The organism is Herbaspirillum sp. RTI4 (assembly GCF_034313965.1).
Taxonomy (GTDB): Bacteria; Pseudomonadota; Gammaproteobacteria; order Burkholderiales; family Burkholderiaceae_D; genus Herbaspirillum.
Genome location: NZ_JAVIWQ010000002.1, coordinates 963,853 through 988,502 on the forward strand (window position 1 = coordinate 963,853; position 24,650 = coordinate 988,502).

General features: G+C 46.9%; 19 protein-coding genes. All 19 read left to right on the forward strand.

Annotation, left to right across the window (positions count from 1 at the left end; translation table 11 throughout):
* Positions 1-193 precede the first annotated feature (193 nt).
* The 19 genes from RGU70_RS04585 (at position 194) to RGU70_RS04675 (ending at position 24,617) form a co-directional block, all read left to right on the forward strand.
* Positions 194-1,888, forward strand: a complete 1,695-nt coding sequence (locus RGU70_RS04585; RefSeq protein WP_322208219.1) for a hypothetical protein — start codon at positions 194-196, stop codon at positions 1,886-1,888.
* Between the two features lie 374 nt (positions 1,889-2,262).
* Complete coding sequence (locus RGU70_RS04590) at positions 2,263-2,661, forward strand: acyltransferase (RefSeq protein WP_322208220.1); 399 nt, start codon at positions 2,263-2,265, stop codon at positions 2,659-2,661.
* A gap of 5 nt (positions 2,662-2,666) precedes the next feature.
* Complete coding sequence (locus RGU70_RS04595) at positions 2,667-4,208, forward strand: acyltransferase family protein (RefSeq protein WP_322208221.1); 1,542 nt, start codon at positions 2,667-2,669, stop codon at positions 4,206-4,208.
* Positions 4,209-4,533: 325 nt separating this feature from the next.
* Complete coding sequence (locus RGU70_RS04600) at positions 4,534-5,949, forward strand: mannose-1-phosphate guanylyltransferase/mannose-6-phosphate isomerase (RefSeq protein ID WP_322208222.1); 1,416 nt, start codon at positions 4,534-4,536, stop codon at positions 5,947-5,949.
* 167 nt (positions 5,950-6,116) lie between these two features.
* The gene (gene rfbB / locus RGU70_RS04605; protein ID WP_322208223.1) at positions 6,117-7,184 is read left to right on the forward strand and encodes a dTDP-glucose 4,6-dehydratase; all 1,068 of its coding nucleotides are present in this window, start codon (positions 6,117-6,119) and stop codon (positions 7,182-7,184) included.
* Between the two features lie 13 nt (positions 7,185-7,197).
* Positions 7,198-8,088: a glucose-1-phosphate thymidylyltransferase RfbA gene (rfbA, locus tag RGU70_RS04610; RefSeq protein ID WP_322208224.1), complete on the forward strand. Its 891-nt coding sequence runs from the start codon at positions 7,198-7,200 to the stop codon at positions 8,086-8,088.
* A gap of 68 nt (positions 8,089-8,156) precedes the next feature.
* The gene (gene rfbC, locus RGU70_RS04615; protein WP_322208225.1) at positions 8,157-8,702 is read left to right on the forward strand and encodes a dTDP-4-dehydrorhamnose 3,5-epimerase; all 546 of its coding nucleotides are present in this window, start codon (positions 8,157-8,159) and stop codon (positions 8,700-8,702) included.
* Complete coding sequence (gene rfbD / locus RGU70_RS04620; protein ID WP_322208226.1) at positions 8,699-9,598, forward strand: dTDP-4-dehydrorhamnose reductase; 900 nt, start codon at positions 8,699-8,701, stop codon at positions 9,596-9,598. Before rfbC ends, rfbD begins: the two co-directional genes overlap by 4 nt.
* A complete protein-coding gene (locus RGU70_RS04625) occupies positions 9,591-10,412 on the forward strand; it encodes an ABC transporter permease (protein ID WP_322208227.1) in 822 nt (273 codons plus the stop codon). Before rfbD ends, RGU70_RS04625 begins: the two co-directional genes overlap by 8 nt.
* Entirely contained in the window at positions 10,402-11,778 is a 1,377-nt protein-coding gene (locus RGU70_RS04630; protein ID WP_322210698.1) for an ABC transporter ATP-binding protein, read from the forward strand. Before RGU70_RS04625 ends, RGU70_RS04630 begins: the two co-directional genes overlap by 11 nt.
* A gap of 102 nt (positions 11,779-11,880) precedes the next feature.
* Entirely contained in the window at positions 11,881-15,021 is a 3,141-nt protein-coding gene (locus RGU70_RS04635) for a glycosyltransferase (RefSeq protein WP_322208228.1), read from the forward strand.
* Positions 15,022-15,049: 28 nt separating this feature from the next.
* Entirely contained in the window at positions 15,050-16,024 is a 975-nt protein-coding gene (locus RGU70_RS04640; protein ID WP_322208229.1) for an acyltransferase, read from the forward strand.
* The gene (locus RGU70_RS04645; RefSeq protein WP_322208230.1) at positions 16,021-17,037 is read left to right on the forward strand and encodes a glycosyltransferase family 2 protein; all 1,017 of its coding nucleotides are present in this window, start codon (positions 16,021-16,023) and stop codon (positions 17,035-17,037) included. Before RGU70_RS04640 ends, RGU70_RS04645 begins: the two co-directional genes overlap by 4 nt.
* 110 nt (positions 17,038-17,147) lie before the next feature.
* The gene (locus tag RGU70_RS04650) at positions 17,148-17,519 is read left to right on the forward strand and encodes a GtrA family protein (RefSeq protein WP_322208231.1); all 372 of its coding nucleotides are present in this window, start codon (positions 17,148-17,150) and stop codon (positions 17,517-17,519) included.
* Between the two features lie 85 nt (positions 17,520-17,604).
* Positions 17,605-18,471, forward strand: a complete 867-nt coding sequence (locus RGU70_RS04655; protein WP_322208232.1) for a GNAT family N-acetyltransferase — start codon at positions 17,605-17,607, stop codon at positions 18,469-18,471.
* A complete protein-coding gene (locus RGU70_RS04660) occupies positions 18,461-19,240 on the forward strand; it encodes a PIG-L family deacetylase (protein ID WP_322208233.1) in 780 nt (259 codons plus the stop codon). Before RGU70_RS04655 ends, RGU70_RS04660 begins: the two co-directional genes overlap by 11 nt.
* Complete coding sequence (locus RGU70_RS04665) at positions 19,240-20,532, forward strand: sugar nucleotide-binding protein (RefSeq protein ID WP_322208234.1); 1,293 nt, start codon at positions 19,240-19,242, stop codon at positions 20,530-20,532. Before RGU70_RS04660 ends, RGU70_RS04665 begins: the two co-directional genes overlap by 1 nt.
* Positions 20,529-22,100 (forward strand): FAD-dependent oxidoreductase, encoded by a 1,572-nt coding sequence (locus RGU70_RS04670; protein ID WP_322208235.1) that lies wholly within the window; start codon positions 20,529-20,531, stop codon positions 22,098-22,100. Before RGU70_RS04665 ends, RGU70_RS04670 begins: the two co-directional genes overlap by 4 nt.
* Before the next feature lie 15 nt (positions 22,101-22,115).
* Positions 22,116-24,617: a glycosyltransferase family 39 protein gene (locus tag RGU70_RS04675; protein ID WP_322208236.1), complete on the forward strand. Its 2,502-nt coding sequence runs from the start codon at positions 22,116-22,118 to the stop codon at positions 24,615-24,617.
* Positions 24,618-24,650: the final 33 nt, after the last annotated feature.

The following is a 24,650-nucleotide window of genomic DNA, read 5'->3' on the forward strand; positions in this document are numbered from 1 at the left end:
TTTGTATAATGTGTGTAGTGCCTAAGTCTAGTGTTGCAGATCATGACCTGATCTTATTTAAAAAAGACAGATTCATGTGCGAATCTGATTATGGAAATTAGTAGTTGGTATGTGGTGCGAATCGATGATTTTCTGAGAGGGGCTGAGTGTCTTAGGGCATACCTACAACATAATAGATTATCTAAATGCGGAGATGTATCCACCTACTTACAATCTGCGTATAGAATTTTTTCAACCATTCGAATATATGTATTTAATTTTAAAAATTTTCAAAAAAAAACTGAGTGGTTGTAATCTCTCGTTTTTATTTAACCTCCTTAATTATGCATTTTTAATATGCCTTGGCCTTATCGTAGGAATTTATTCATTATGGAAAGCTAGACAGGGCATAGGTGATACTGACACGGCTTTTTTTCTAGAGGTGATCGATAATACCTTAAGGAGCGGGCTTCCTACGACATTTGCGGTTCGAGCATATCTCAATATAGCTCCCTATTTAGATATGGCAGTGGCTCAATATTGCTCCTCTGATTTCAGTGCAGTGATGGATTCGAGTCCAGCCAATATTTTACTTGGGCATGCTAACTTTATTGTTTACCCACTCTCGGTGATCTCGTATTTTTTTGGACCTGAATTTACGGCCGCTGTAGCCAATACCTTTTCCTTTGTCGGATTGCCGTTAGTCGCGTACGTTTATTTACGAAAAACCAAAGTTCCAAGTTATATCGGCTTTTTGTTTATGATCGCATTGTGCGCGCATCCTGCATGGCGAATATCTGCAGAAGGATGGTTTTATTTTGATCGTATGTTCATGCCATTGGCACTCTTTTATGCGCTGACTCTGCATGGGGCAATCGCAAGCCGACATGAACTTACCGGTTTGCGAATGCTTGGAACTGCCCTTATTGTAATTGTTGGGGCGTCCATTCATGAGCGTGCAGCGCTCCTGCTTTTAATGTTTTCATTAAGCAGCCTTATCTTGTACGTAGGAGCTCCAAAGAGAAATATTCGGTTTGTTCTGGTGGTTTCGCTAAGTTTATGTGTGTATCTCAGTGTTTATCTCTTATTTCAAAAAAATATTGATAATCAGGCGGTCTATAAATCATTTTACTCATTCGACACTATTATTGAAAATGTATTCCAGCCTGGCCTCATTAAATTAATTTATTTCAACCTGATATTTTTTTCATTAGCTATCGTATTTCAATGGCGCGTCGCTCTCCTAGCGCTAATTATGTTGTTGCCGAATATCATTGTGACGATGCATGGATTAGAAAAAGATGGTTGGTTTACTCATTACCATAGTTTTTATTTCCCCTTCATCGTTTATGCAGGACTGATCGGTATCGTGAGTCTATCAGAGTGGTGTCAGCGCGAAAGAAACGAAAGTGTATATCAATGGCTCTGCCGATTGTGTCCCTCAGGCTTTTTAATTTTGGTGGCTTGTGCAATGTGCTTTCAAAATCCTTATGGAAAAATTATTCGATGGGATTTTGAATATATCAATGAAGGTTTAATGGGGTCGTTAATTGACCTATATGTCGTGCCATCACAGTTTTCTTCAAACCTATATGAGGCTGCGAGAGCCGATAAATTAGTTGCCCTGATCCATCCCACAGCAAGCGTCGCGCAGACTCCCCCATTTAATACTTGGAAACTATTGAAGAATAAAAATCTAGTTTCTGTTTTTCCAGTAGGATTGGGGCGAGTTAATTATTTATTACTTTATTTTGAAAAAAATGAGGATAATTTAATCCAATTTAGAATTAATAGTTTATCTAAAGATTACCGGGAAATGCAAAAATGCATAACTGAAAAAGTATGGACTGCTGGTTATAAAGAAGAGTTGAGAGTTGACAATATGATGCTTTTGCGCCGAGCAGAGTGAGCTTAATTAGTCGTATTATTTCCCATCATCAACAGCGGTGCCAAGTGATTCAATCCCGATTCGATGAAGAATTGTAAGAGTTTTTAACGGTATCTAAACGGGGCATTAGTGTTTTTAATTGCTCATTTCGGACGCAATTCTTGCACACTATTTTGTGTGATACGGGAACTGAATCTATTGCGAAAGCTTGCAAAAGTGGTTGGATGTCGAATTTTCTGATTGTGATTATCCGGCCCGCTAACTAATCAGCAATAAAATATGGCGGCGCTAGTAGTTTCTTGTATTGCGAGTAACGAAAACTATTCCAGGAAATTTTAAAATAAAATTCTTTGGCGTTTATTTGCCAAAAAAATAATCAGCATAGATAAGCTAATATGAATACCGTGCATTCGCAGTACCGTCCGGATATTGATGGACTTAGAGCTGTTGCGATACTTTCAGTTATTTTCTATCATGCTTTTCCATCTCTTCTGCAAGGAGGATTTGTTGGTGTTGATATTTTTTTCGTTATTTCCGGCTATTTGATAACTAAATTAATCTTGCAATCTTTATATCTTGAACAGTTTAGTGTAAAAGGATTCTATGTTCGTAGAATAAAAAGGATTTTCCCTTCATTGATCGTTGTCTTGGCTACCTGCCTCGTATTGGGCTGGTTTTTTATGCTGTTTGATGAATATAAGATGCTGGCAAAAAGTGTTATTGCCGGTACCCTTTTTTACTCGAATATCTATTTTTTTGCGAGATTGGTTATTTTGATACGATTGCCGAACTAAAGCCATTGTTGCATCTTTGGTCGCTTGGCATAGAGGAACAGTTTTATATACTTTGGCCTGTTATTATTTTTTTAATTTATCGCTTTAGATTAAATATTATTGGATCTGCATTATTTCTATTTTTAATTTCATTTTTCATAAATATTTATTCTTCCGAGAGTGGTTCAGTCAGTGCGTTTTGGTTGTTACAGGCGCGAGCCTGGGAGTTGTTAATTGGCGCCATACTCGCGGACATTGATTTGAATCATCGTGGCCGCATCCAGCAATATTTGACCAGCCGTATTTTGAATGTATTTTCTATATTGGGAATATTATTTGTAATAATAGGAATTGTGGTTATTAAAAATACTTATTTTGTTCCTGGATACTGGGCGCTACTACCTACTGTCGGAGCTTTTTTTCTTATATTTTCTGGGCCGGATGCTTGGATAAACAGGTGGATTCTTTCTAACAAAATTGTGGTTTATGTGGGTTTAATTAGTTATCCCTTATATCTTTGGCATTGGCCGCTATTATATTTTTCCAGAATACTGACGAATGGGACCCCCTCGCTAGAAGTTCGCATCGCCACATTAGGGGCTTCTTTTATCCTCGCATGTTTAAGTTATTTCCTTATTGAAAAGCCCGTTCGCAAGAGTGGTAATAAAATGGTGTTGGCGGGTTTGATATTTTCTTTGGCGATCATTACGTGTGCTGGTGTGGTTATTTTTATACGGGATGGTATTCCCGGGCGAAATCCTGAAGCGGATAAAATTTCCGCTGCTTCCGGTGAATGGGAGTGGCCGGGTGGCTTGACGCCTCATGTTGTTGAGGATGGTAAGTACTACACTGCGGGTGGAAATGGCTTCCAAACTCTGTATTTCGGGGATAGCAATATGGAAATGTACGGGGCAAGAATATCCACGCTGGTCAAAGAAAATAAGGGGACTGATCGCGGCGTTATATTTGTTATTCGTGATGGATGTCCACCGATACCCGACGCTCGTGAGCCCGGGCATGCTTACTGCGCTGGTTTCATCTCTCAATTTACTAAAACTGCGGCGAACCCAAAAGTTGATACCGTCGTAATTGGGGCGGCTTGGTTTAGTTATCTTTATAACGGTCCTTTTTACGTTGGAGCAGAAAAATCACTGTTATCTTCGAATGTAGGTGCAGTTAAGGCTATGAATGAGCTTCATCAATTAATAGCTACATTGGTGGCCTCTCATAAACGTGTATATCTTGTTTTAAATATTCCTTGGGGAAATTTTGATCCCAAACACATGATTCAACGCACATTGACCGGTGGATTCATGTTCGTTAAAAATCCTGTTCCGGAGGCAGAATTCATGGTTCCGTTTGCACTAATCCAAAGTCGGCTTATTGATGCAGCAACTTCAGCTGGCGCCCGTATCATTAATCCCGTGGATACTCTTTGTGTCAATGGACTTTGTCCGAGTGTCGATCGAAATGGTGATCCAATTTATCGTGACACTATGCATTTGAGGCCTAAATTCGTTAAAACTCAGATCCAATATCTGGATATAACGGCAATTTCGCCACACTAATTTTGAGTTGGAATTGCTACTTCGTAGCAATTGACAGGATTGCGTTCCTTCTCTGAGTCCTGTTTCGGAGTTTAGTCGGTAATTTTTCGTGTCGATTTCAAGCGGTGATGCATGGACTGCTGTGGAGGCTTGTCCTGTCGCTCTTGTATAATTTGACTTCATTTGGATTTTTCAGGATCGACGTTTAACCTGCAAAACTCGCACGGTTTTCTCTGTGTCGTCTAAATTTGATCTTGAATGTCTTTGCAATGACGCAAAGCATGAAATTAGAAATTGGTTGATATGTGGGCGCGCAAAAGTAGAAAATTACCTTCAAAGGAAGTTCATGCGTTTAATTACAACCATTCTTTGCGGTGGTGCGGGATCTCGGCTTTGGCCTGTTTCTCGTGAATCCCACCCCAAACCGTTTATCCGCTTGGCTGACGGGCAAAGTCTCCTGCAAAAAGCTTTCCTGCGCGGTACCAACCTTCCGGATGTCGCGGAAATCCTGACGGTAACTAATCGGGACCTGTTCTTCAAAACGGTCGACGAGTTTCGTGAAGTCAATAGGACGCAGATCGCCACTTCTTATATTTTAGAGCCTTGTGGTCGCAATACGGCAGCAGCAATTGCCGCTGCTTCTATTCAGGTGGCGCAGAAATATGGTGAGGATGCCATCATGCTAGTGCTTGCTGCAGATCACCTTATTGCAGATCAGCAGGCTTTTGAGGATGCGGTGACTAAGGCGACCAAGCTTGCGGCTGCGGGAAAGCTGGTTACCTTTGGTATTCGGCCGGATGCTGCCGAAACCGGTTACGGCTATATTGAGGCAGAGGGAAACACGGTCCTGCGCTTCGTTGAAAAGCCGACGCTGGAAAAAGCACAGGAATATCTTAACTCAGGTCGGTTTTTGTGGAATTCGGGGATTTTCTGCTTTGCTGCCGGCTCTATGCTCCAGCAAATGAATCAGCATTGTCCTCAGATACTCTCCGCTACTCAGTCGTGCATGGAGCAGTCTCGTTCTGCCTCGGGCAAGGGATTCACACAACTTGAACTCGACCCGGAGTCTTTCAACGAGGTCCCCGACAATTCGATTGACTACGCTGTCATGGAAAAATCCGATCAGGTTGCTGTTGTTCCCTGCGACATAGGGTGGAGTGACATAGGTTCATGGACTGCCTTGGGCAATCTGACTGAGCCAGACATCAACGGCAACCGAATTCAGGGCGATACCCTGCTTCACAACACTAGTAATTGCGTTATACATAGCAATGGGCGTCTGATTGGTGCAGTCGGTGTTGAAAATCTCATCATTATTGATACCCCTGATGCCGTGTTGATTGCCGATAAGTCGCGGGTACAAGATGTTAAGCATATCTATTCAGAATTGAAAGCCAGCGGTCACGAGGCGCACAAATTTCATCGCACGATGCACCGGCCGTGGGGGACTTATACTGTGTTGGAAGAGGGTAATGGCTTCAAGATCAAGCGCATCGAAGTCAAGCCGGGTGCCAGCCTCAGTTTGCAAATGCATCATCACCGAAGCGAACATTGGATTGTGGTCAGTGGCATGGCTAAAGTGACAAACGGTGAGAAAGAGTTTCTCGTGAGTACCAATGAGTCAACGTACATACCTGCGGGGCACAAACATAGGCTTGAAAATCCCGGATTACTCAATCTGGTCATGATCGAGGTGCAAAGCGGCGGGTATTTAGGGGAAGACGATATTGTGCGTTTTGAGGATAGTTATGGCCGAACGTAAGCTGTTTCTCTACACCGCCGTAGTTAAAGCAAGCTTGATTTGTAAGCTTTCGAGCTGCGTATGTGATGTTAACGGGTGAGGTTCTTTCGGGATTTATTTCTGTTGTCAGTAAAATATCCTTTATTAGTCCTATAAAATGCTAGGTTAGTTTTTTTTGGCGGAATACGATGATTTTTGTGACTGGTGGTGCCGGGTTTATTGGTTCAAATTTTGTTCTAGACTGGCTGGCACAGTCTGATGAGCCGGTCGTGAACGTGGATAAGCTCACTTATGCGGGGAATTTGTCGAATCTGGTCAGTCTGGGGCATGATCCACGCCATATTTTTGTCCGCGCTGATGTCGGTGATGAAAAAAAAATGTCGGAATTGCTCATGGAGTATCGGCCGCGTGCAGTTTTGCACTTCGCGGCAGAAAGCCATGTTGATCGATCCATCCATGGGCCTCGCGATTTCATTGAGACCAATGTCAACGGCACCTTCAATTTGCTAGAGGCGGTGCGCGCTTATTACGGGACGAATTTATCCGATACGGAAAAGCAGGCATTTCGGTTCCTGCACGTTTCTACCGATGAAGTTTACGGCACGTTGAGCGCCACGGATGCGCCTTTCTCCGAAACGACAGCTTATGCGCCGAATAGTCCTTATTCGGCATCCAAGGCAGCATCCGACCATCTGGTACGTGCCTATCACCATACTTATGGCTTGCCTACGCTGACAACGAACTGCTCCAATAATTACGGGCCCTATCATTTTCCTGAGAAATTGATTCCGCTGATAATTATGAATGCCAGGTTAGGGAAATCGTTGCCGATTTACGGTGATGGCCAGCAAGTGCGTGACTGGCTATACGTTAGTGATCATTGCGCCGCAATTCGACGCGTGCTGGATGCGGGTCGTCCCGGTGATGTCTATAATGTTGGTGGCTGGAACGAAAAGGCCAACCTTGATGTGGTGCATGTTTTATGTGACATCCTGGATGAACTCGATCCTCGGCCTCAAGGCAGTTATCGTGAGCAAATTACCTTTGTTGCAGATCGTCCCGGGCATGACCGCCGCTATGCCATTGATGCAAGAAAGCTGGAAGCTGAGTTGGGCTGGACGCCCAAGGAGACATTCGACACCGGCATTCGCAAGACCGTGCGCTGGTATTTGGATAATCAGCCATGGGTAGAGGATGTCCGGTCCGGGAACTACTTGAAATGGCTGGAAAAAAATTATAACGAACGTCAGGCTTGAAAGATGAATTCCCATGAGTAAGATTGCGCGCAAAGGCATTATTCTGGCCGGAGGGTCTGGAACGCGGTTGTACCCGGTCACGCTGGCGATATCAAAGCAATTGCTGCCGGTGTACGACAAACCGATGGTCTATTACCCCTTGACTACATTAATGCTGGCGGGGATACGGGACATCCTGATCATTTCTACGCCACACGATTTGCCCATGTTTCAACATCTCTTGGGAGATGGTACTCAATGGGGCATTAATTTGAGCTACGCGGAGCAACATAGTCCGGACGGGTTGGCACAAGCTTTTATCATCGGACGTGACTTTGTTGGCGGTCAACCATCCGCATTAATTCTCGGTGACAATATTTATTACGGGCACGATCTTGATGAGCAGTTGGGCAGTGCTTCCAGGCAACAGCATGGGGCCACCGTTTTTGCTTACCACGTGCAAGATCCCGAGCGTTATGGTGTTGTCGAGTTCGATACGGATCGCAGGGCCGTCAGCATTGAAGAAAAACCCGTCGCACCCAAGTCAAACTATGCCGTCACTGGTTTGTATTTTTATGACAATCAAGTGTGCGATATCGCGAAAAACGTGAGGCCATCAGCGCGCGGCGAACTTGAAATTACCGACGTCAATCGTGCCTATCTGAAGAGCGGGCAGCTTGATGTTGCATTGATGGGAAGAGGAATGGCATGGCTCGATACCGGTACGCATGAGTCGCTCATGGAAGCCGGACAGTTTATTTCGACCATTGAAAAAAGACAAGGCCTGAAAATCGCTTGCCCGGAAGAAATTGCTTATCGTAAGGGTTTTATCAATGCCAGTATGCTCGAAAAGCTGGCCGAACCGCTTAAGAAAAATGCATATGGGCAATATTTATTGGGCTTGCTGAAAGGCTCTTCATTCTGAATTGGCGGCACCTGTGACATCATGTGCGTCAATCCCGGGATTTTCCCTGATTACTAATCCCATTATTTATGCAAACTCACGTTACATCGCTGCCGGAAGTTATCATCATCGAACCCAGGGTGTTTGGGGATGACCGAGGATTTTTCTACGAAAGCTACAATCAGCTGCGGTTTAAGGAGTTGACCGGGGTCGATGCGACATTTGTACAGGACAATCATTCGAAATCGGCAAAAGATGTACTGCGTGGACTGCATTATCAGATCCAACAGCCGCAAGGAAAATTGGTTCGAGTGACGGAAGGTGCCGTCTTCGATGTCGCGGTGGACATTCGTAAAAGTTCTGCGACTTTCGGACGATGGGTAGGACAAATACTGTCGGCGGAAAATCGTTACCAAATGTGGATTCCGGAGGGATTTGCGCATGGGTTCATCGTACTTAGCGATAGTGCGCAATTTCTCTACAAAACAACCGATTATTGGGCGCCTCAGTTTGAGCGCAGCATCCTCTGGAATGACCCATCAATTGCCATCGATTGGCCGTTTGATGGCACTCCGGTTTTATCCAACAAGGATCGTGATGCTGTCTTGCTGGGAAATGCTGAGGTGTTTGCTTGAAGATATTGGTGACGGGCGGCAGCGGGCAAGTCGGAAGTGAGTTGTTGCATGCGTTGACTGGTTTGGGTGCCCTATATGCGCCGAACCGCAGTCAACTGGATTTAACCGACCTAAAGAAGCTTCGCGAAGTCATCCGCGACATGAAGCCTGATCTGATTGTCAACCCTGCTGCTTATACTGCGGTTGATAAGGCGGAAACCGAACCCGAACTCGCAGCTTTGCTCAATGCGCATGCCCCCGCAGTCATGGCCGAAGAAGCCCAAAAACTGGGCGCAGCCATGATTCACTATTCAACCGATTATGTTTTCGATGGCATGAGTAATCATCCTTATGCCGAAACTGACCGGGCTAATCCGCAAAGTGTCTATGGCCGCACCAAGCTGGAAGGCGAGCTTGCCGTCAGTTCGGTGTGCGAGGCGCATTGGATTTTCCGCACAAGTTGGGTATATGGTGTGCATGGCGGCAATTTTCTGAAAACGATCTTGCGCCTCGCAGCAGAGCGAGAAACCCTCAGGATAGTTGCCGACCAATACGGTGCCCCGACCTGGGCGCGTTTGATTGCTCAAAAAACGGCCGACGCACTGAGCGTTGCTATAAAGACGGGTGGAATTGCCGCATGTCCTGGCACTTACCATTTGTGTGCTGGCGGCATAGCTACCTGGCATGAATATGCATGCTACATCGTAGATCGTGCGCAGGAGTTGGGAGTTCCGCTGGCGTTGACATCCGCGAGCATTGAGCCGATTTCTACAGAAGCATATCCGCTGCCGGCATCCCGCCCCCGGAGTTCCCGGCTAGCGACAGATAAATTCCAGCAGACATTCCAACTCAAATTTCCTTGCTGGCAAGGCGATGTCAATGCTTGTCTGAGTGAGTTTTTGCAAAAACATGATTAAACATCGCGCGTCATTTCCTGTTATGTGTCGTTCACTTTGGCAGCATCGGCGGTTGATCGTGGATTTCGCCCGTCGTGATGCGCTCGGACGTTACAAAGGCTCCTTGCTCGGCGTAGTGTGGTCATTGGTTACGCCGCTTTTTATGTTGGGTATTTATACCTTCGTATTCAGTCATGTATTCAAGGCGCGATGGGGTGTGAATGGCGATGAATCGAGAGCGCAATTCGCCATTCTGCTTTTTGCCGGGCTGATTATTTTCAATTTTTTCTCGGAGTGCGTCGGGCGAGCTCCCATGCTGATTCTGAATAATCAGAATTTCGTCAAAAAAGTAGTATTTCCGCTGGAGATACTCCCCTGCGCCAGCTTGTTGTCATCTTTGTTCCATGCTTGCGTGAGCTTGACGGTACTTTTGGTGTTCGAATGGTGCGCCAACGGGGCGGTGCCATTGACTGCGCTGCTGATCCCACTGGTATTTTTCCCATTAATCTTACTGATACTGGGCGCCAGTTGGTGGCTCGCCGCAACCGGGGTATATCTGCGCGATATCGGACAAAGCATAGGCGTTTTTCTTACATGCCTGATGTTCGTTTCGCCAATTTTTTTCCCTAGTACTGCTTTGCCGGAAAAATGGCGTGGTATCGCACGCATGAATCCCCTCGCTTTCCCTATAGAGCAAGCGCGTAAGGTGCTGATTTTCGGATCGCCCATCGACTGGGGCCAATGGTGCGCATATACCGTATTTTCGGCATTGGTCGCATGGCTTGGGTTTGTCTGGTTCCAGAAAATGCGGAAAGGATTTGCTGATGTCCTCTGAAATTGTTATTAGCGTTCGGGGTGTGAGCAAATGCTTCAATACGTATGATCGCCCACAGGACAGATTAAAGCAGACATTTTTTTCCATTCTGAGCCGACTGTCACCGCAAGGACCCGGCAGAGAGCGCATGCAAGCACGTGCAGAAGCATGCGGGCGGTCTTTCTGGGCACTTTCAGACATTGATCTGGAAGTCAGAAAAGGCGAAACGGTTGGCATCATTGGTCGGAATGGTTCGGGCAAGAGCACCTTGTTGCAAATCATTTGCGGGACACTGAATCCGACTCAGGGAGAAGTCGAAGTCAAGGGACGCGTAGCGGCCTTGCTAGAGTTGGGTTCCGGCTTCGATGCCGAGTACACCGGGCGAGAAAACGTATTCATGAATGGCCAGTTGCTGGGTTTGAGTAAGCAGCAGATTAGCGAACGCTTTGCTGCGATAGAAGCCTTTGCCGATATCGGTGATTTCATCGATCAGCCGGTCAAGGCCTACTCCAGTGGCATGTATGTGCGCTTGGCTTTTGCCGTGATTGCACACGTCGATGCCGATGTGCTGGTGGTGGATGAAGCACTGGCGGTCGGCGATGCATTTTTCACTCAAAAATGCATGCGGTTTTTGCGTCAGTTCATGAAGACCGGGACGATATTATTTGTCAGTCATGACACCGCATCCATTAAAAATCTCTGTACAGATGCCGTATGGATAGAAAAAGGTGCTGTTCTTGAGTCTGGCACGCCAAAATCTGTTTGCGACATGTACTTACAGGCATTTTACGAAGAGCAACAGGGGAAGAGCACAACTACCAGATTAAACGTCGAGCCTCGCAAGGTCCTTGGGCCACGACGGGATGCCCGGCAGGACCTCATCAACGCTAGCAATTTACGCAATGATTTGCAGATATTCGAGTTCGACTCTGAAGCGGGATCCTTGGGTAGCGGTGGTGCCCGGATTGTCGATGTCGCCATTTGTAATGACGCAGGGGAACAATTGTCCTGGATTGTTGGCGGCGAAGACGTCAGGCTGATGATCAAAATTGATGCACTGGTCGATTTGCGTTCGCCTATCGTCGGTTTTTATATCAAGGATAAGTTGGGGCAGACTTTGTTTGGCGACAATACCTACCTGAGTTATGAAAACTTGCCGCTGGCTTGTTCTGCCGGAGAGCAGTTCGACGCCAGTTTTTCTTTTGCTATGCCTAGGTTGCAACGTGGAGAATATTCGATCAATGTCGCAGTAGCCGACGGAACCCAGGATGAGCATGTGCAATTGCACTGGATCCACGATGCTCTGATTTTTAAATCAGAATCCACCAGTGTTTCCAGTGGGATATTGGGTATTCCAATGCAATCGATTTCCTTGAGCAAAATGTAGATAGATCAAGTGTTGATCCATCCCTTTATCAAGTGGGTGGATAGGTAAAGAATTTCATTGATGGCCATTGGGCAATCAATCTAAAAGAATCAGGAAGCCAAGATGGAAGAACAAAAGAAAAATAGTCATTCCCACGCTGAGACGCTGGAATTTACCGGTGAACGCTTTGTCCCAGAAGAGCAGGGCAATATCGAATTAGAGCATTTACATCGCTACATGCAGGCACGGGAAATCGCCGCGGGGAAAATCGTCCTTGATATTGCGAGTGGCGAAGGTTACGGCTCTTCGATTCTGTCGGAGGTTGCGGCCGATGTGACGGGGGTGGATATTTCCGGTGAGGCTGTGGCCCATGCAAGTGCGCGTTACCAGCGTAGCAATTTACGGTTTTTGCAGGGAGACTGCGCCGCTATTCCTTTGCCTGATCACAGCGTGGACTTGATCGTTAGTTTCGAAACCATCGAGCATCATGAACATCATCAGGAAATGATGCAGGAGTTCAAGCGAATCTTGCGTCCTGATGGAGTGGTCTTGATCTCCAATCCTGATCGACACTACTACTCTGATGTACCGAACTATAAGAACCCATATCACGTCAAGGAACTCTACGAGCAAGAGTTCAAGGCTTTGTTGGGAAGCTACTTCACAAACACCCGGTATTTCGGACAACGGCTGGTGTATGGCTCTGCCATTTTCCCAGAAGAGGGGCAGGCGGCACTGTCGAGCTACGAATCGGTAGAGGGGATTCAGCATGCGGCAGGGTTGCCAAGACCCGTATATTGGGTTGCGCTGGCATCGGATGTGGCTCTGCCCATGCTGAATGCCGGAATTTTTGAACAAGACCCGATTAAATCCGAGTTGTTGAAAGACTGGCAAAGAGTCTTGGTTGAAACCAATCTTAATCATGCCAAAGAACTTGGGGAAACGAGAGCCCGTATTGCCGATCTTGAGAAAACTTACGACATTTTGGTGGAGCGCAATGCTGCGTTAATCAATAGCACGTCTTGGAAATTAACTCTGCCATTGCGCGGCCTGATGCGGTTGATACATGCTCCTGGCAGTACCGTCAGGCAGTGTGTGCGATATGGCGTGAAGGTGCTAAAGGCGTTGTACATGAAACTGCCGATAGAGAATCGTACCAGGATGGCTCACAGGCAATTCCTTCAGGCAAAACTCCCTGGATTGTGTGACGTTATTTTTCCCAAATCGGAGTCGGGACACGCTAGTGCTCGTAAGGTGATTGGAACACCCTATGCCGAATTCGACTGGCTGAATGTGCGCTTGCAAATACCGTCATCCGATCATCCCGTGGTGTCCGTGATCGTCCCCATTTACGGTAAATACAATTACACGCTCCGTTGCCTTGCATCGATAGTGCGGCATGTGCCGTCCGTCGCGTTTGAAGTGATTGTGGTGGATGATTGCTCGCCAGATGAGTCGTTAAGTGTTCTTGGTCATGTCGATGGCATACGTGTCGTGGCGAATGAAGTGAACATGGGCTTTCTTCGCTCTTGCAATCGGGGTGCAGAGCAGGCCCGGGGTGAATACCTGTGTTTTCTCAACAATGACACCGAAGTCACGCCAGGGTGGCTGGATTCACTTTACCAAACCTTCACTAAATTTCCTGGTACGGGTCTGGCAGGATCCAAGTTGGTCTACCCGGATGGCGTGTTACAAGAGGCGGGTGGCATTATCTGGAAAGACGGAAGTGCCTGGAATTTTGGTCGTTACGAAGATCAACTGGCGCCAGTCTACAACTATGCGCGTGAAGTGGATTATTGTTCGGGCGCATCTATACTGGTGCCGACCAAATTGTTCGCGGACTTGCAGGGTTTTGATGAGCATTATGTGCCGGCCTATTGCGAAGATTCCGATCTGGCATTGAAGATTCGTGATCGCGGTTATCGGGTTATTTATCAGCCACTGTCGGTAGTCGTTCACTACGAAGGAATTAGCTGCGGCACCGATACCGGGTCAGGAATCAAGGCTTATCAGGTACAGAATATGCGAAAGCAGTTCGATCGCTGGCAAGAGCGATTGGATACGCATCAGGAAAATGGTAAAGACGTGGATCGCGCTAAGGATCGCATGGCCAAACGTCGCGTACTAATACTTGATCACTGCACGCCGGCACCCGATCAGGATGCCGGATCCGTCATCATGTTCAATCTCATGCTTTTACTGCGAGAGATGGAATTTCAAGTCACCTTTATCCCTGAACATAATTTCCTTTACGTACCCGGTTACACGGAGGCGTTGCAGGAAAATGGGATTGAAGTCTTGTATTCTCCTTATTGCAATTCCGTTAAGGACCATTTGCAAGAAAGTGGAGCGCGGTACGACCTGGTACTGATGATTCGACCGGGGGTGGTGCAACAGCATCTCACTCTTGTACAACGTTATTGTCCGAAGGCCAAGATACTGTTTCATACGGTGGATTTGCACTACTTGCGCATGTCCCGCGAGGCTGCATTGTCAGGGAAACCTGAACTGTTAGTGGCAGCAGAAAATATGAAATCGATTGAGTTCGGCGCGATCCGTCAGGTTGATGCCAGCATAGTTGTCAGCGACGTCGAGCTGGAGATATTGCACGCCGAACTGCCCGATGGAAATGTACATGTGCTTCCGCTGATCATGGATATTCCAGGAACCCGCGCCGGATTTTCTGCTCGGCGCGATATCGTGTTTGTGGGTGGCTATCAGCACTCACCGAATATAGATGCCGTACTTTATTTTGTTGGTGAAGTGATGCCGCTGTTGCGTCAAGCATTGCCGGGAGTTCGTCTGCACGTAGTGGGTAGTAATGCACCGACACAAATCACGGAGCTGGCGAGTGAGGATGTTCTCATCATCGGTTACGTAGACGACTTGCAACCCTTGTTGGATGGCATTCGGGTAGCTGTTGCGCCACTGCGCTATGGTGCCGGCATCAAGGGGAAAATTGGTACCGCGATGGCGGCAGGTTTGCCGATAGTGGCCACCACGCTGGCAACAGAAGGGATGCGACTTTCTGCTGATCAAAATATCCTGATTGCAGATACTCCGCAGGAAATTGCTGGTCAGGTAGAGAAAATTTATAACAATGAAGCATTGTGGAGCAGCATTAGCTTGGCCGGTATTGATTTTGCAGAACGCGCATGGGGCGGAGAAGCGGCATGGAAGGCACTGGCTGGCATTCTTGCCGCGCTCGATTTGCCCGTGGTCAGGGGTGATCGACCATTGGCACTCTGGAACATCAATAACTGAAACAGCATGAGGTTGTGAGGAAAAATATATGAAAATCGGATTGGGGACGGGTCGGTTTTTTCTGGCTTTTTTAGTAGTTATTTCTCATCTATGGGCGGGGATGCTGGACGGACCTGCTGCGTATTCCGTATGGGGATTTTATATCCTGAGCGGTTTTCTGATGACGCATGTTCTTACCCACAAATATGGCAATACCCGCGAGGGATTGTCAGATTATGCGCGTAACCGGTTTTTACGCATATATCCCAGCTATGCGCTGGCGATGCTGGCAGGTGGCATTAGTCTGGTGGTACTGCCCAGGTGGGGAGTCCAGCTGTCGGCCCTGAACCCGCAGTTCAACCTGCCGCACGGAGCCAGGGAATGGATGCTGAACATCTTGCTGGTACCGATTCCGTCTCCCGGGTTGCTGGTTCCTGTGTCCGGGGCATTAGCCGTTGAAGTAGGGGCTTACATTCTGATGCCATTGATGGCATTCAGTCGTCCAGCTGCATGGATATCTTTGATTCTCAGCATGTTGATCAATTTAAAATTGGGCTTTGGGACAGATACCTTTGGGGAGCGTTACTCATCCTTTCTGACGTGTTACATGGTATTTGCATGCGGCTGTCTTCTATCCCAGTATCGGGAAAAACTGCGGCACTTGCAGGCACCAACACTCAGTATCGTGGTCTGGTTGTTGCATTGCCTGGTATGGCTGAAGTTCAATTTGTGGCCTTGGACGTATGGAATATATTTTTCCATCGTCCTTTCCGCCTGGGTTGTTTTGTCCTTGTCCGCACAGAAAACAGGAAAACTGGACGCTTTTCTAGGGGATTTGTCCTATCCAATTTATCTGTTTCATACGATCGTAGCTGTGTGGCTAATTCCCTTGGGCGTCAAAATGCGCTCTTTCAAATTTTTCCTCCTCGCATTTATCATCACCATAGCTGTTTCTTGGCTCATTGTGAAATGCGTCGATAAACCGCTCACGCGACTTAAAAAGAAAAAAGTGGAGATGGCATGACAAACAGCACATCGGAAAGGCAAAGCGAGGAAGCAGTGATTGCCGTTGTCATACCCAGCTATCGGGTGACGCGTCACATCCTGGGCGTTGTTGCCGCCATTGGACCGGAAGTGAGCCGAATCTATGTGGTGGATGATAAATGTCCCGATAACTCGGGAGATTTTGTGATGGACAATTGCACCGATCCTCGCGTGACAGTGTTGCGCCACGAGAGCAATCAGGGAGTAGGAGGGGCAGTCATGACCGGTTATAAGGCGGCCATAGCGGACGGCGCGGACGTCATCGTGAAAGTAGATGGCGATGGACAGATGGATCCTGAATTGATTCCTTATTTCGTGCAACCCATACTCAACGGTGAGGCGGACTACACGAAAGGCAATCGCTTTTATGACTTGCAAGAAATTGGGGCAATGCCGCCAATACGCTTGATCGGAAATGCCGTCTTGTCATTGATGGCGAAGCTATCCACCGGGTATTGGGATTTATTTGATCCGACCAATGGTTATACGGCGATTCATGCCGATGTCGCTCGGCATTTACCATTCGAAAAAATTAGCCGACGCTATTTTTTTGAAACGGATATGTTATTTCGCCTCAATACCATGCGCGCCGTAGCGATGGATGTGCCGATGTCTGCTAAGTACGATGATGAAGTGAGCGGGTTGAAAATATCCAGCATTGTTGGCGAGTTCTTGTTCAAGCATGTTCGAAATTTCAGCAAACGCATTTTTTATAACTACTATCTGCGTGACTTGTCCTTGGGATCGCTGGAATTGCCGCTGGGAATTTTGTTGTTGATGTTTGGTATTTTGTACGGCGGATATCATTGGATTGAAGCGGCACAGACCAATACAACTACACCCGCTGGAACGGTAATGATGTCGGCGTTACCGGTCTTTACCGGCTTGCAGTTTGTGCTGGCCTTTCTCGGTCAGGATATGGCTTCGGTACCCAAGCGACCGAGGCATTTGGGTCGTTTGGTTAGTTATCGTGGAAATCAACTTGAAAAATAATTTATTTTTGGAGCCCATGAAGCCGCAGTAAAACTGCTATTTCTGAAAGGCCGCCATTTTCAAAATTATATAACCATGACAGAACTTATTGAAAAACTGTGGCAAGTCTGATGAGTACCTTTATTCGCTATGTAATTATCGCTGGTCTTGCATACATGATTGATATGGGCGGATATTATTGCTTAATCCGATTAGGTTGGAGTCCGATCGCGTCAAATGTCTTTGTTAAGATCGTCGCAGCAATTTTTGCATTTTTTATGCACAGGCGTTTTACATATCAAATTAGTGAAAGTGCTAAAGCGGTAGTGCACGCTAAAAAGTACTTTGGACTAGCTTTAATTTACACACCAATATCGTCAGCCTTAATATATTTTTTACTGCTGGTAATTTCAGATCCAGTTTATGCCAAAGCAATAGTGGATGTGTTCTTATTTATTTTGACATATTGGGTAACGACGAAATTTACTTTTACTAAAAATTAGAGATACGTATAGACGTTTAAGCTTGCAACTTAAGCGACTGTGAAAGATTGAATGAAAATGCAATTGAAATCACAAATGAGTAATTATGGAAATTGAATTACATAAGTCTTCGATATCGAGATTGGATGACTATATTGAGTTTTATAAGTTATGTTTTCCGCAAGCAAGCAATCTCCATCACCACTACTTCATGTGGTTGTATTTGCAAAATCCGGAAGGTCAAGCATTGGGTGCAGATGCAATTTGCGAGGGTCGGGTCGTCGGTCAGGTGATTGCAATACCAGGCACATATCATTTGCATGGAAAGCTTGTAAAGGGTCTAATTGCAGTCAACGTGGCTGTTCATCCTTCCTTTCAGGGGAGACACTTGTTCAAGCGTCTTGGTCTGAAAATGTGTGAATTTGCCGCAGAAGAAGGTTTTGAATTTGTAATTGGTGTAGCTAATGCCGCTGCAACTCCAGGGTGGGTTCGCCAGATGGGTTTTCAATTGGTTGGCCCATTAGAGGCGCGCATCGGTATGGGAACTCCTGATCTTGGTAATCGGGATTTTAATTCACATAATATAGACATGATGCATGCATGGACTCCCACATCGCTAACTTGGCGTGCGTCAAACCCGCTCAATTCTATAAGTTTTCGCAGATCAGACAGAGAGCATGGAGCATTTGCCTTCGCATCTGCCGGGAAAAGGGCAATCACTTCTGTCGCAATACTGCCAGAGAGTGATTTCGCTCGTGAAATGCCCCCTTACGCAAATTTTATACAACGGAGCTGCCCTAAAGTATTTTTGGGCCTCATTCCGGGCTATCGATTTGGCCTGAATTTCCCCAAAATTCCACTTCGTTTCAAGCCATCACCTCTAAATTTAATATACAAGAATTTACGAAATAAAAATCAGAAAATTGATGTGAAGAATAGTTTCATTAATTTCCTAGACTTCGATGCGTTCTGATATTGCTCTATTTCTCTTCGCACATCAAGATGACGAATTCGGAGTCTTTGCAGAGATTGAGCGATGCCTAGTTCACGGAGATCACGTCATTATCGTGTATTTGACTTCGGGAGAGTTAACGGGACAGGGTTCAGCGCAAAGAGACGCTGAGAGCGTTAATGTATTGCGTAAGCTGGGCGTCCTGCGTCAATCTATCTATTTTCTTGGGACTTCGCTTGTCGTCCCTGATGGGAAATTGGTGGAATATCTACAACCTTGTCATGCCGCGTTGTTTGATTTGTGCTCAAAAATAGGAAGTCCTCGGCATCTTTATTTTTTAGCGTGGGAAGGTGGGCATCAGGATCATGATGCAGTGCACTTGATTGGCGTGGCGCTGGGGGTGAAGCTAGGTATTTTGGCAGACTGTCGACAGTTTCCTCTTTATAACGGTGAGGGATTAAAATCCAGTTTATTCAAACTATTTGCTCCGCTAGTAGAAAATGGCCCGGCAATTACATACACGATTCCCTGGAAGAATCGATTCCGGTACATCAGCTATTGTTTGCAATACCCCTCGCAATTTAAAACATGGGTTGGATTATTTCCATTCTTATTATTTCATTATGTTTTTAGGGGGACACAGATATTGCAGCGGATTTCCGTAGGACGATTGAATGATTCAGCACATCCCGGTGCCGTGCTTTATGCGCGCAGAGGAAGCTATGATCCGCGCAATTTTATTTTTCATGCGAAGAAGTTCTTGCGCGCTGTTATTGGTCAGGAGTCCTAATGAAGCTGATAATCACTGGGGCGACAGGTTACATAGGTACTCAATTGAGAATTGCTGCGAAATTACGAGGCATCGAAGCAATCTCTTTATGTCGTAAACAAGGGGCATTGCGCATTGCTGAATGGATGCAATATGACCTTGCGAATTCGACCGAGGTAAACATTCCTGTTGATGCAGACGTAGTCGTGCACCTCGCGATTAGCAAAGCTGTTATATCGGAAACAGAATGTACCAATGAAATTGCTGCTGCTTGTGCATTGCTTGGATCGGCACAAAGCACAGGGGCAAAATTTATCTTCGTTTCCAGTCAGACTGCAAGTGAAAATGCACCAACACCTTATGGACGAATTAAATGGGAGATTGAGCGCTATGTTCTGGCGGCTGGCGGCTGGGTTGTACGCCCGGGGCAAGTATACGGAGGGGATGAAAAAGGGCTGTTTGGTACGCTCATATCTACAGTCAGGACATTGCCCTTGATACCGGCCTTTCTACCTGCTCCTAAGGTGCAACCAGTTCATATAAATGACCTTGTGGAGGCATTACTTGTTTTAGTTGAGCGTAGGGATATAGAGCCTGGCATTTTTCATGTTGGTGCAACGCAACCTATTTCATTTACCTATTTTTTATCGCTTATTGCTAGCGAACGCTTACGCGTACGTCGTTGGTTTATTCCAGTGCCATCATGGATCATTCTGGTAATAGCTGATGTACTGGGTAAGCGGAGAAGTCCTCTACTGGGGATGGAGCGATTAGCATCTTTGTTTGCGCTACCGACGATGGAAACTACTAAGGATATGGATATTCTTGGCATTAGGTTGCGACCCCTAGTATTCGGAATGAGACGATCCTGTCTCCCTTTGGAGCGATTAAATAGGCGGTGTTTGGTGCGAGAAGGGCGGATGATCTTGGCATATGTGTTGAAAACAAGAGCTAATTTTGGTGTACTGTCTCGGTACGTTCGTGCTATCGAAAAACTCCGGGGCGGTGTTGCTTTGGAGTTACCTTCGTTCTTCTTTCGTATGCCAATGGCCATTGTGTTGTTAGACGATCAAAAATATATGGGGACCCCCGGGGGTAAAGAATTCTTATGGCGACTTGATGCCGCAACAATGCTGGCCGAAGCAACACAAATTGGTGCGCTACGGTACATTGGTTTGGGTGCGCAATCGGGCGCAGTTCCGTATTGCATCATCCTGATACGGGCCGTTATGATGGAACTAGTGTGTCGTGCAGCAAGCTATATCTGGCTTAATCGATATCTGCGCGCTGAAGTTGACGGAACGAAAAAATGATGGAGGATTTCGATGTCATCATTGTCGGTAGTGGGCCAGCAGGTGTTTCTGCTGCGTTTCCGCTAGTGGCGGCAGGTTGGAAGGTATTGATGGTGGATGGTGGTGAAGTACCATCAGGAAAGCTGCCTCAACAATCTTTTCTTGAGGCGAGAACATCTGACCCTGAGCAATGGAAATGGATGGTAGGTGAAAATTTTCATGCTCTGAGCATGCGTGAGGCGGTTTCCCCAAAAATGCGGGTAGCGTCTCATTCTCATGTATTTAGTGGTTTTAATCAGCATAATCGGATCAATGCCGAAAATTTCATTTCAGTGGGTTCGCTTGCGCCTGGTGGCCTATCGAATGCTTGGGGTTGCGGGGTAGCAAAATTTTCGTCTGCCGAACTGGACCAATTTCCATTCCCCTCTACTGCACTGGATATCGCCTATCAATCCGTCGCGAAACGAATGGGAATCAGCGGCCCGCGTGGAGATGATCTTTCCGATTATTTTGGACTTGATTCATGTTCTCAGGCAGCTATTGATATGGACCCTATGCACCAAAGTATGTTTGGTAAATACGGTGCAAATCGTGTGTATTTGCACAAATTAGGAGTTCGGTTTGGCCGTTCACGGCTAGCGGCACTAAGTGCTGATCATAATGGGCGGCAGGGCTGCAATCTGTCGGGGAATTGCCTTTACGGATGCGATCGCGGGGCTTTATATTCTGCTACTGATGATCTGCGGGCATTAAAGAAATTTACTAATTTTCATCATCTGGCACTTGTGGTCGATGGCATTAGGAAAAATGCGGATGGGTGGTCGATAGACGGCCAATTTGAACAGGTTGGGAAAACATTTTCAGCGTCTAAAATTCTGCTTGCCGCCGGTACAATTGCAAGTACACGGCTAGCATTGAAAACGCTGGATTTGCAGAACCCGGTACGCTTATTGTCCTGTCCGACGGCGGCATTCGTACTCTGCTTACCCTCTTTTTTTGGCGCGGCAAGAACTCCGGCATTCGGTTTTGGGCAGATATCGTTTGTGCTCTCCTTGCGTGAGGATGTATCTGCATTGGGTGCGACCTTTGCCACCTCAGGTTTGCCGCTTTCGGAATTTGCACGCTATATGCCGTTACGGCGTCGTTATGGCATTGATCTGCTCAAGTCCTTGCTCAGCTCATGCGTCGTTGGCAATCTGTTTCTACCCGGGCATCTGTCAGATAATCAGGCGAGACTGGATCAAGACGGCGTTTTGCAGATCAAGGGTGGCTACCACCATGAAACTGATGATCTTCTAACGACAGCACATGCGCGTTTGCGCAAGGCTTACCGCAGACTGGGCGCTTACATGCTGCCAACAAGTTTTACCGCTGGAAAACCCGGTGGTGACATTCATTATGCCGGTACCTTACCGATGCGAAAAAACCCTATCCCAGGTGAAAGTGACGCATCGGGACAACTATTCGGATTGGCGGGCGTGTACGTGGTGGACGGTGCCTGCTTGCCGGTATTACCTGAAAAATCCCATACCTTGACAATCATGGCCAATGCACATCGGATCGCGTGTGAAATGGTCACTGGCGCTTGAAGCAAGTTGCCCGGAATGGATAATCAGAATGTGGGGAATGGAATGAATTTCAGAAGTAATGATGGGCTGGTGCCTCGGTGGCAGTCGGCAGGGATATTGGTAATCGCCATTGCATTAGTTGCGAGTGCAATTGGTGCAACAGTTTTGCATGGATGGTGGCAGGAAAATATTTGGGGCGGGGGAGGCCTTTCCCAACTGCTGTTTTACCGATTCGTCGCGTGGGCCATGTTGGCATTCATGCTGTTACTTGCCTTGCGTGTTCCTTTTATCCTGATTGTGAGTGTAGTTCTGATACTGGATGTCGGACTGGCGGGTGCTGGCCCGTTAACGTCAGTGGCTTGGTTCTGGATTTGCGCCATGCTGGCCGGCGCCTGGATTATTGCTTTGAGCGGGAGTGAAAGAGGGCCGGTATGGACAGTACGCAATAGCGTCGTAGGTTTCGCCGCTATTGGATCTCTGATAGGCGTGCTGGCACATTATCCGGTTTGTACGCCGACAATTTTTTTCGCATTGATTAGTTTTCTGGCGGTGTTTTGCGGCTGGCGCTTGCATGCCCGCGGCAGATTCAGAGAGAAATTGCCTATTCCGTTGTTATGGAAAAAACGGAAGTGGCCGGAAATCATCATGCTCGCTTTGGTTCTTCTTGGGGGTACTCTGGTTTTGATGGTGGGTCTGTTGCCAGATGTTGGTTACGATGCTTTGGCCGTGCACCTTAATGTCCCTGCGCGCATGCTTGAAACAGGACTGTGGCGCTTCGATGTTACTGAATATATCTGGGCTGTCATGCCACTGGGCGCGGACTGGTTGCTTGTGCCGCCATACTTTTTGGCCGGTGAGGCGGGCGCCCGGCTGATGAGTATTTCTTTTTTGCTGGCCACTGCATGGCTGACGTATCAAATCCTGTTGCCGCGTATCGGTTCGTTGTGCGCTCTGGCAGCTCCTGCATTGTTGCTGACCTTGCCCCTGACTTTCCTGGTTTCAGCCACCACATTTGTAGAGCCCGCACTAGCGTTATTTTTTGTATGCTGTTTTTCTGAATTGTCCGGATCTGACAATTCGCCCATTGGAAGCTGGTTGGTGATGGGGGTGATTGCCGGGTATGCCTGTTCGATTAAATTGTTAGGCGCACCCCTGTTACCGATTTTGCTCATAGGCGTTTTGATACGATCACGAACAGGGCATTTTGAGAAGCCTACGCTGAGAGTAGTGGTAGTCGCCTTGGTGTTCTTCCTGTTGTGTAGTTTGCCGCCCTACATTGTGGCACTCTTCAAAACCGGCAATCCCTTTTTTCCCTTTTACAATCAAATATTCAGATCTCCATTCTTTACGACGGAAAGCGTTTTTGGCAACGGGCAGGGATTTTCTAATCCGCTATATAGCAAGACCTTGAGCTGGCGCTTGTTGTGGGATGCCTCTGTGAATTCCAAAGCGTTCGGCGAATCAGTGGCTAATGGTGCTGTTGGAATTGTCTTTTTAGTGATGGTGCCATTGTCCTTACTGATCGGGGCAGTGCGGCGACGGTGGTGGCTGGTTGCCGTCGTATTAGGCAGTATGGCGTATATCGCTGTCGTGTTTCATTCGCAGGCATATTTGCGGTATGTTTATCAAATTGTTCCGTGGTTGCTCATTGCCGCAAGTTGGGCGTTTTCAAAATTTGCTATTCCCCGTCTCAGTGTTGTGTTGGTGGTTGCGATTCTGTGCGCGGTCAACCTGTTACGGTTTCCCGTTACATTCTGGCCGCTTCAACAGTTTGATCCTATGCTTTTCATTAGCCGTGCAAGTAATCAAGCATTTTTTTCAGCTAATAAACCTATTGCAGTCGTGGGTGACATCTTGGAAAAAATGGACGACATGCGAGATCAACAAATATTGATCATAGGAGCGGATCCTGCATTTAGTCACTTTCCAAGTGGTACCTTGGCAGACTCATGGCATTCTTCGCGCTATTTTTATTCGGAGATCAAATACACAGAATTCACCAAACTGGTCGGTCAATTAGGTGTCGACGTAATTGTGCATTCAATAGATCAGGGTGAACCTCATGAAGCTGAAATCATGCAGATTACAGATGAGGTTCTGCGGATTCATTCCATCCGTATAGGTCGAATCAAGCCAGAATTGATGTACACGCACGAGAAAGTTGTCGGGCCGAATCTGAGCCAGCTTGATCCCGCGTGGGTAATCGGCAAAGCAAGTATCCGAGAAGGCGGTGTAGAGGCAACAGTGGCTGCGCCGATTACCCAGAGCATTGATTTCAGTGGCCGCCCCAAGGGCTTGTTGGAAATGCGTGTGGCTTGCGCCGAGGGCCATTTGTTCCGCTCTCAAATCAACTGGTATGACGCGAAAGGGGTATTTCTGAGTCCGGATATTCAGGTGCATGCCTGCAATCCAAAGGGCATTACGATAAAACGTGTAGTGAAGCGGCCAGAAGGAGCGACCAGCGGAACCATTTTTGGGGGCAGCGCAGATGAAACGCCAGTCATGTTGCAATGGATATCACTGCGGACATTTAGTTAGCGAATTAATATGGATCGCCTAGGCGTTGAGTTA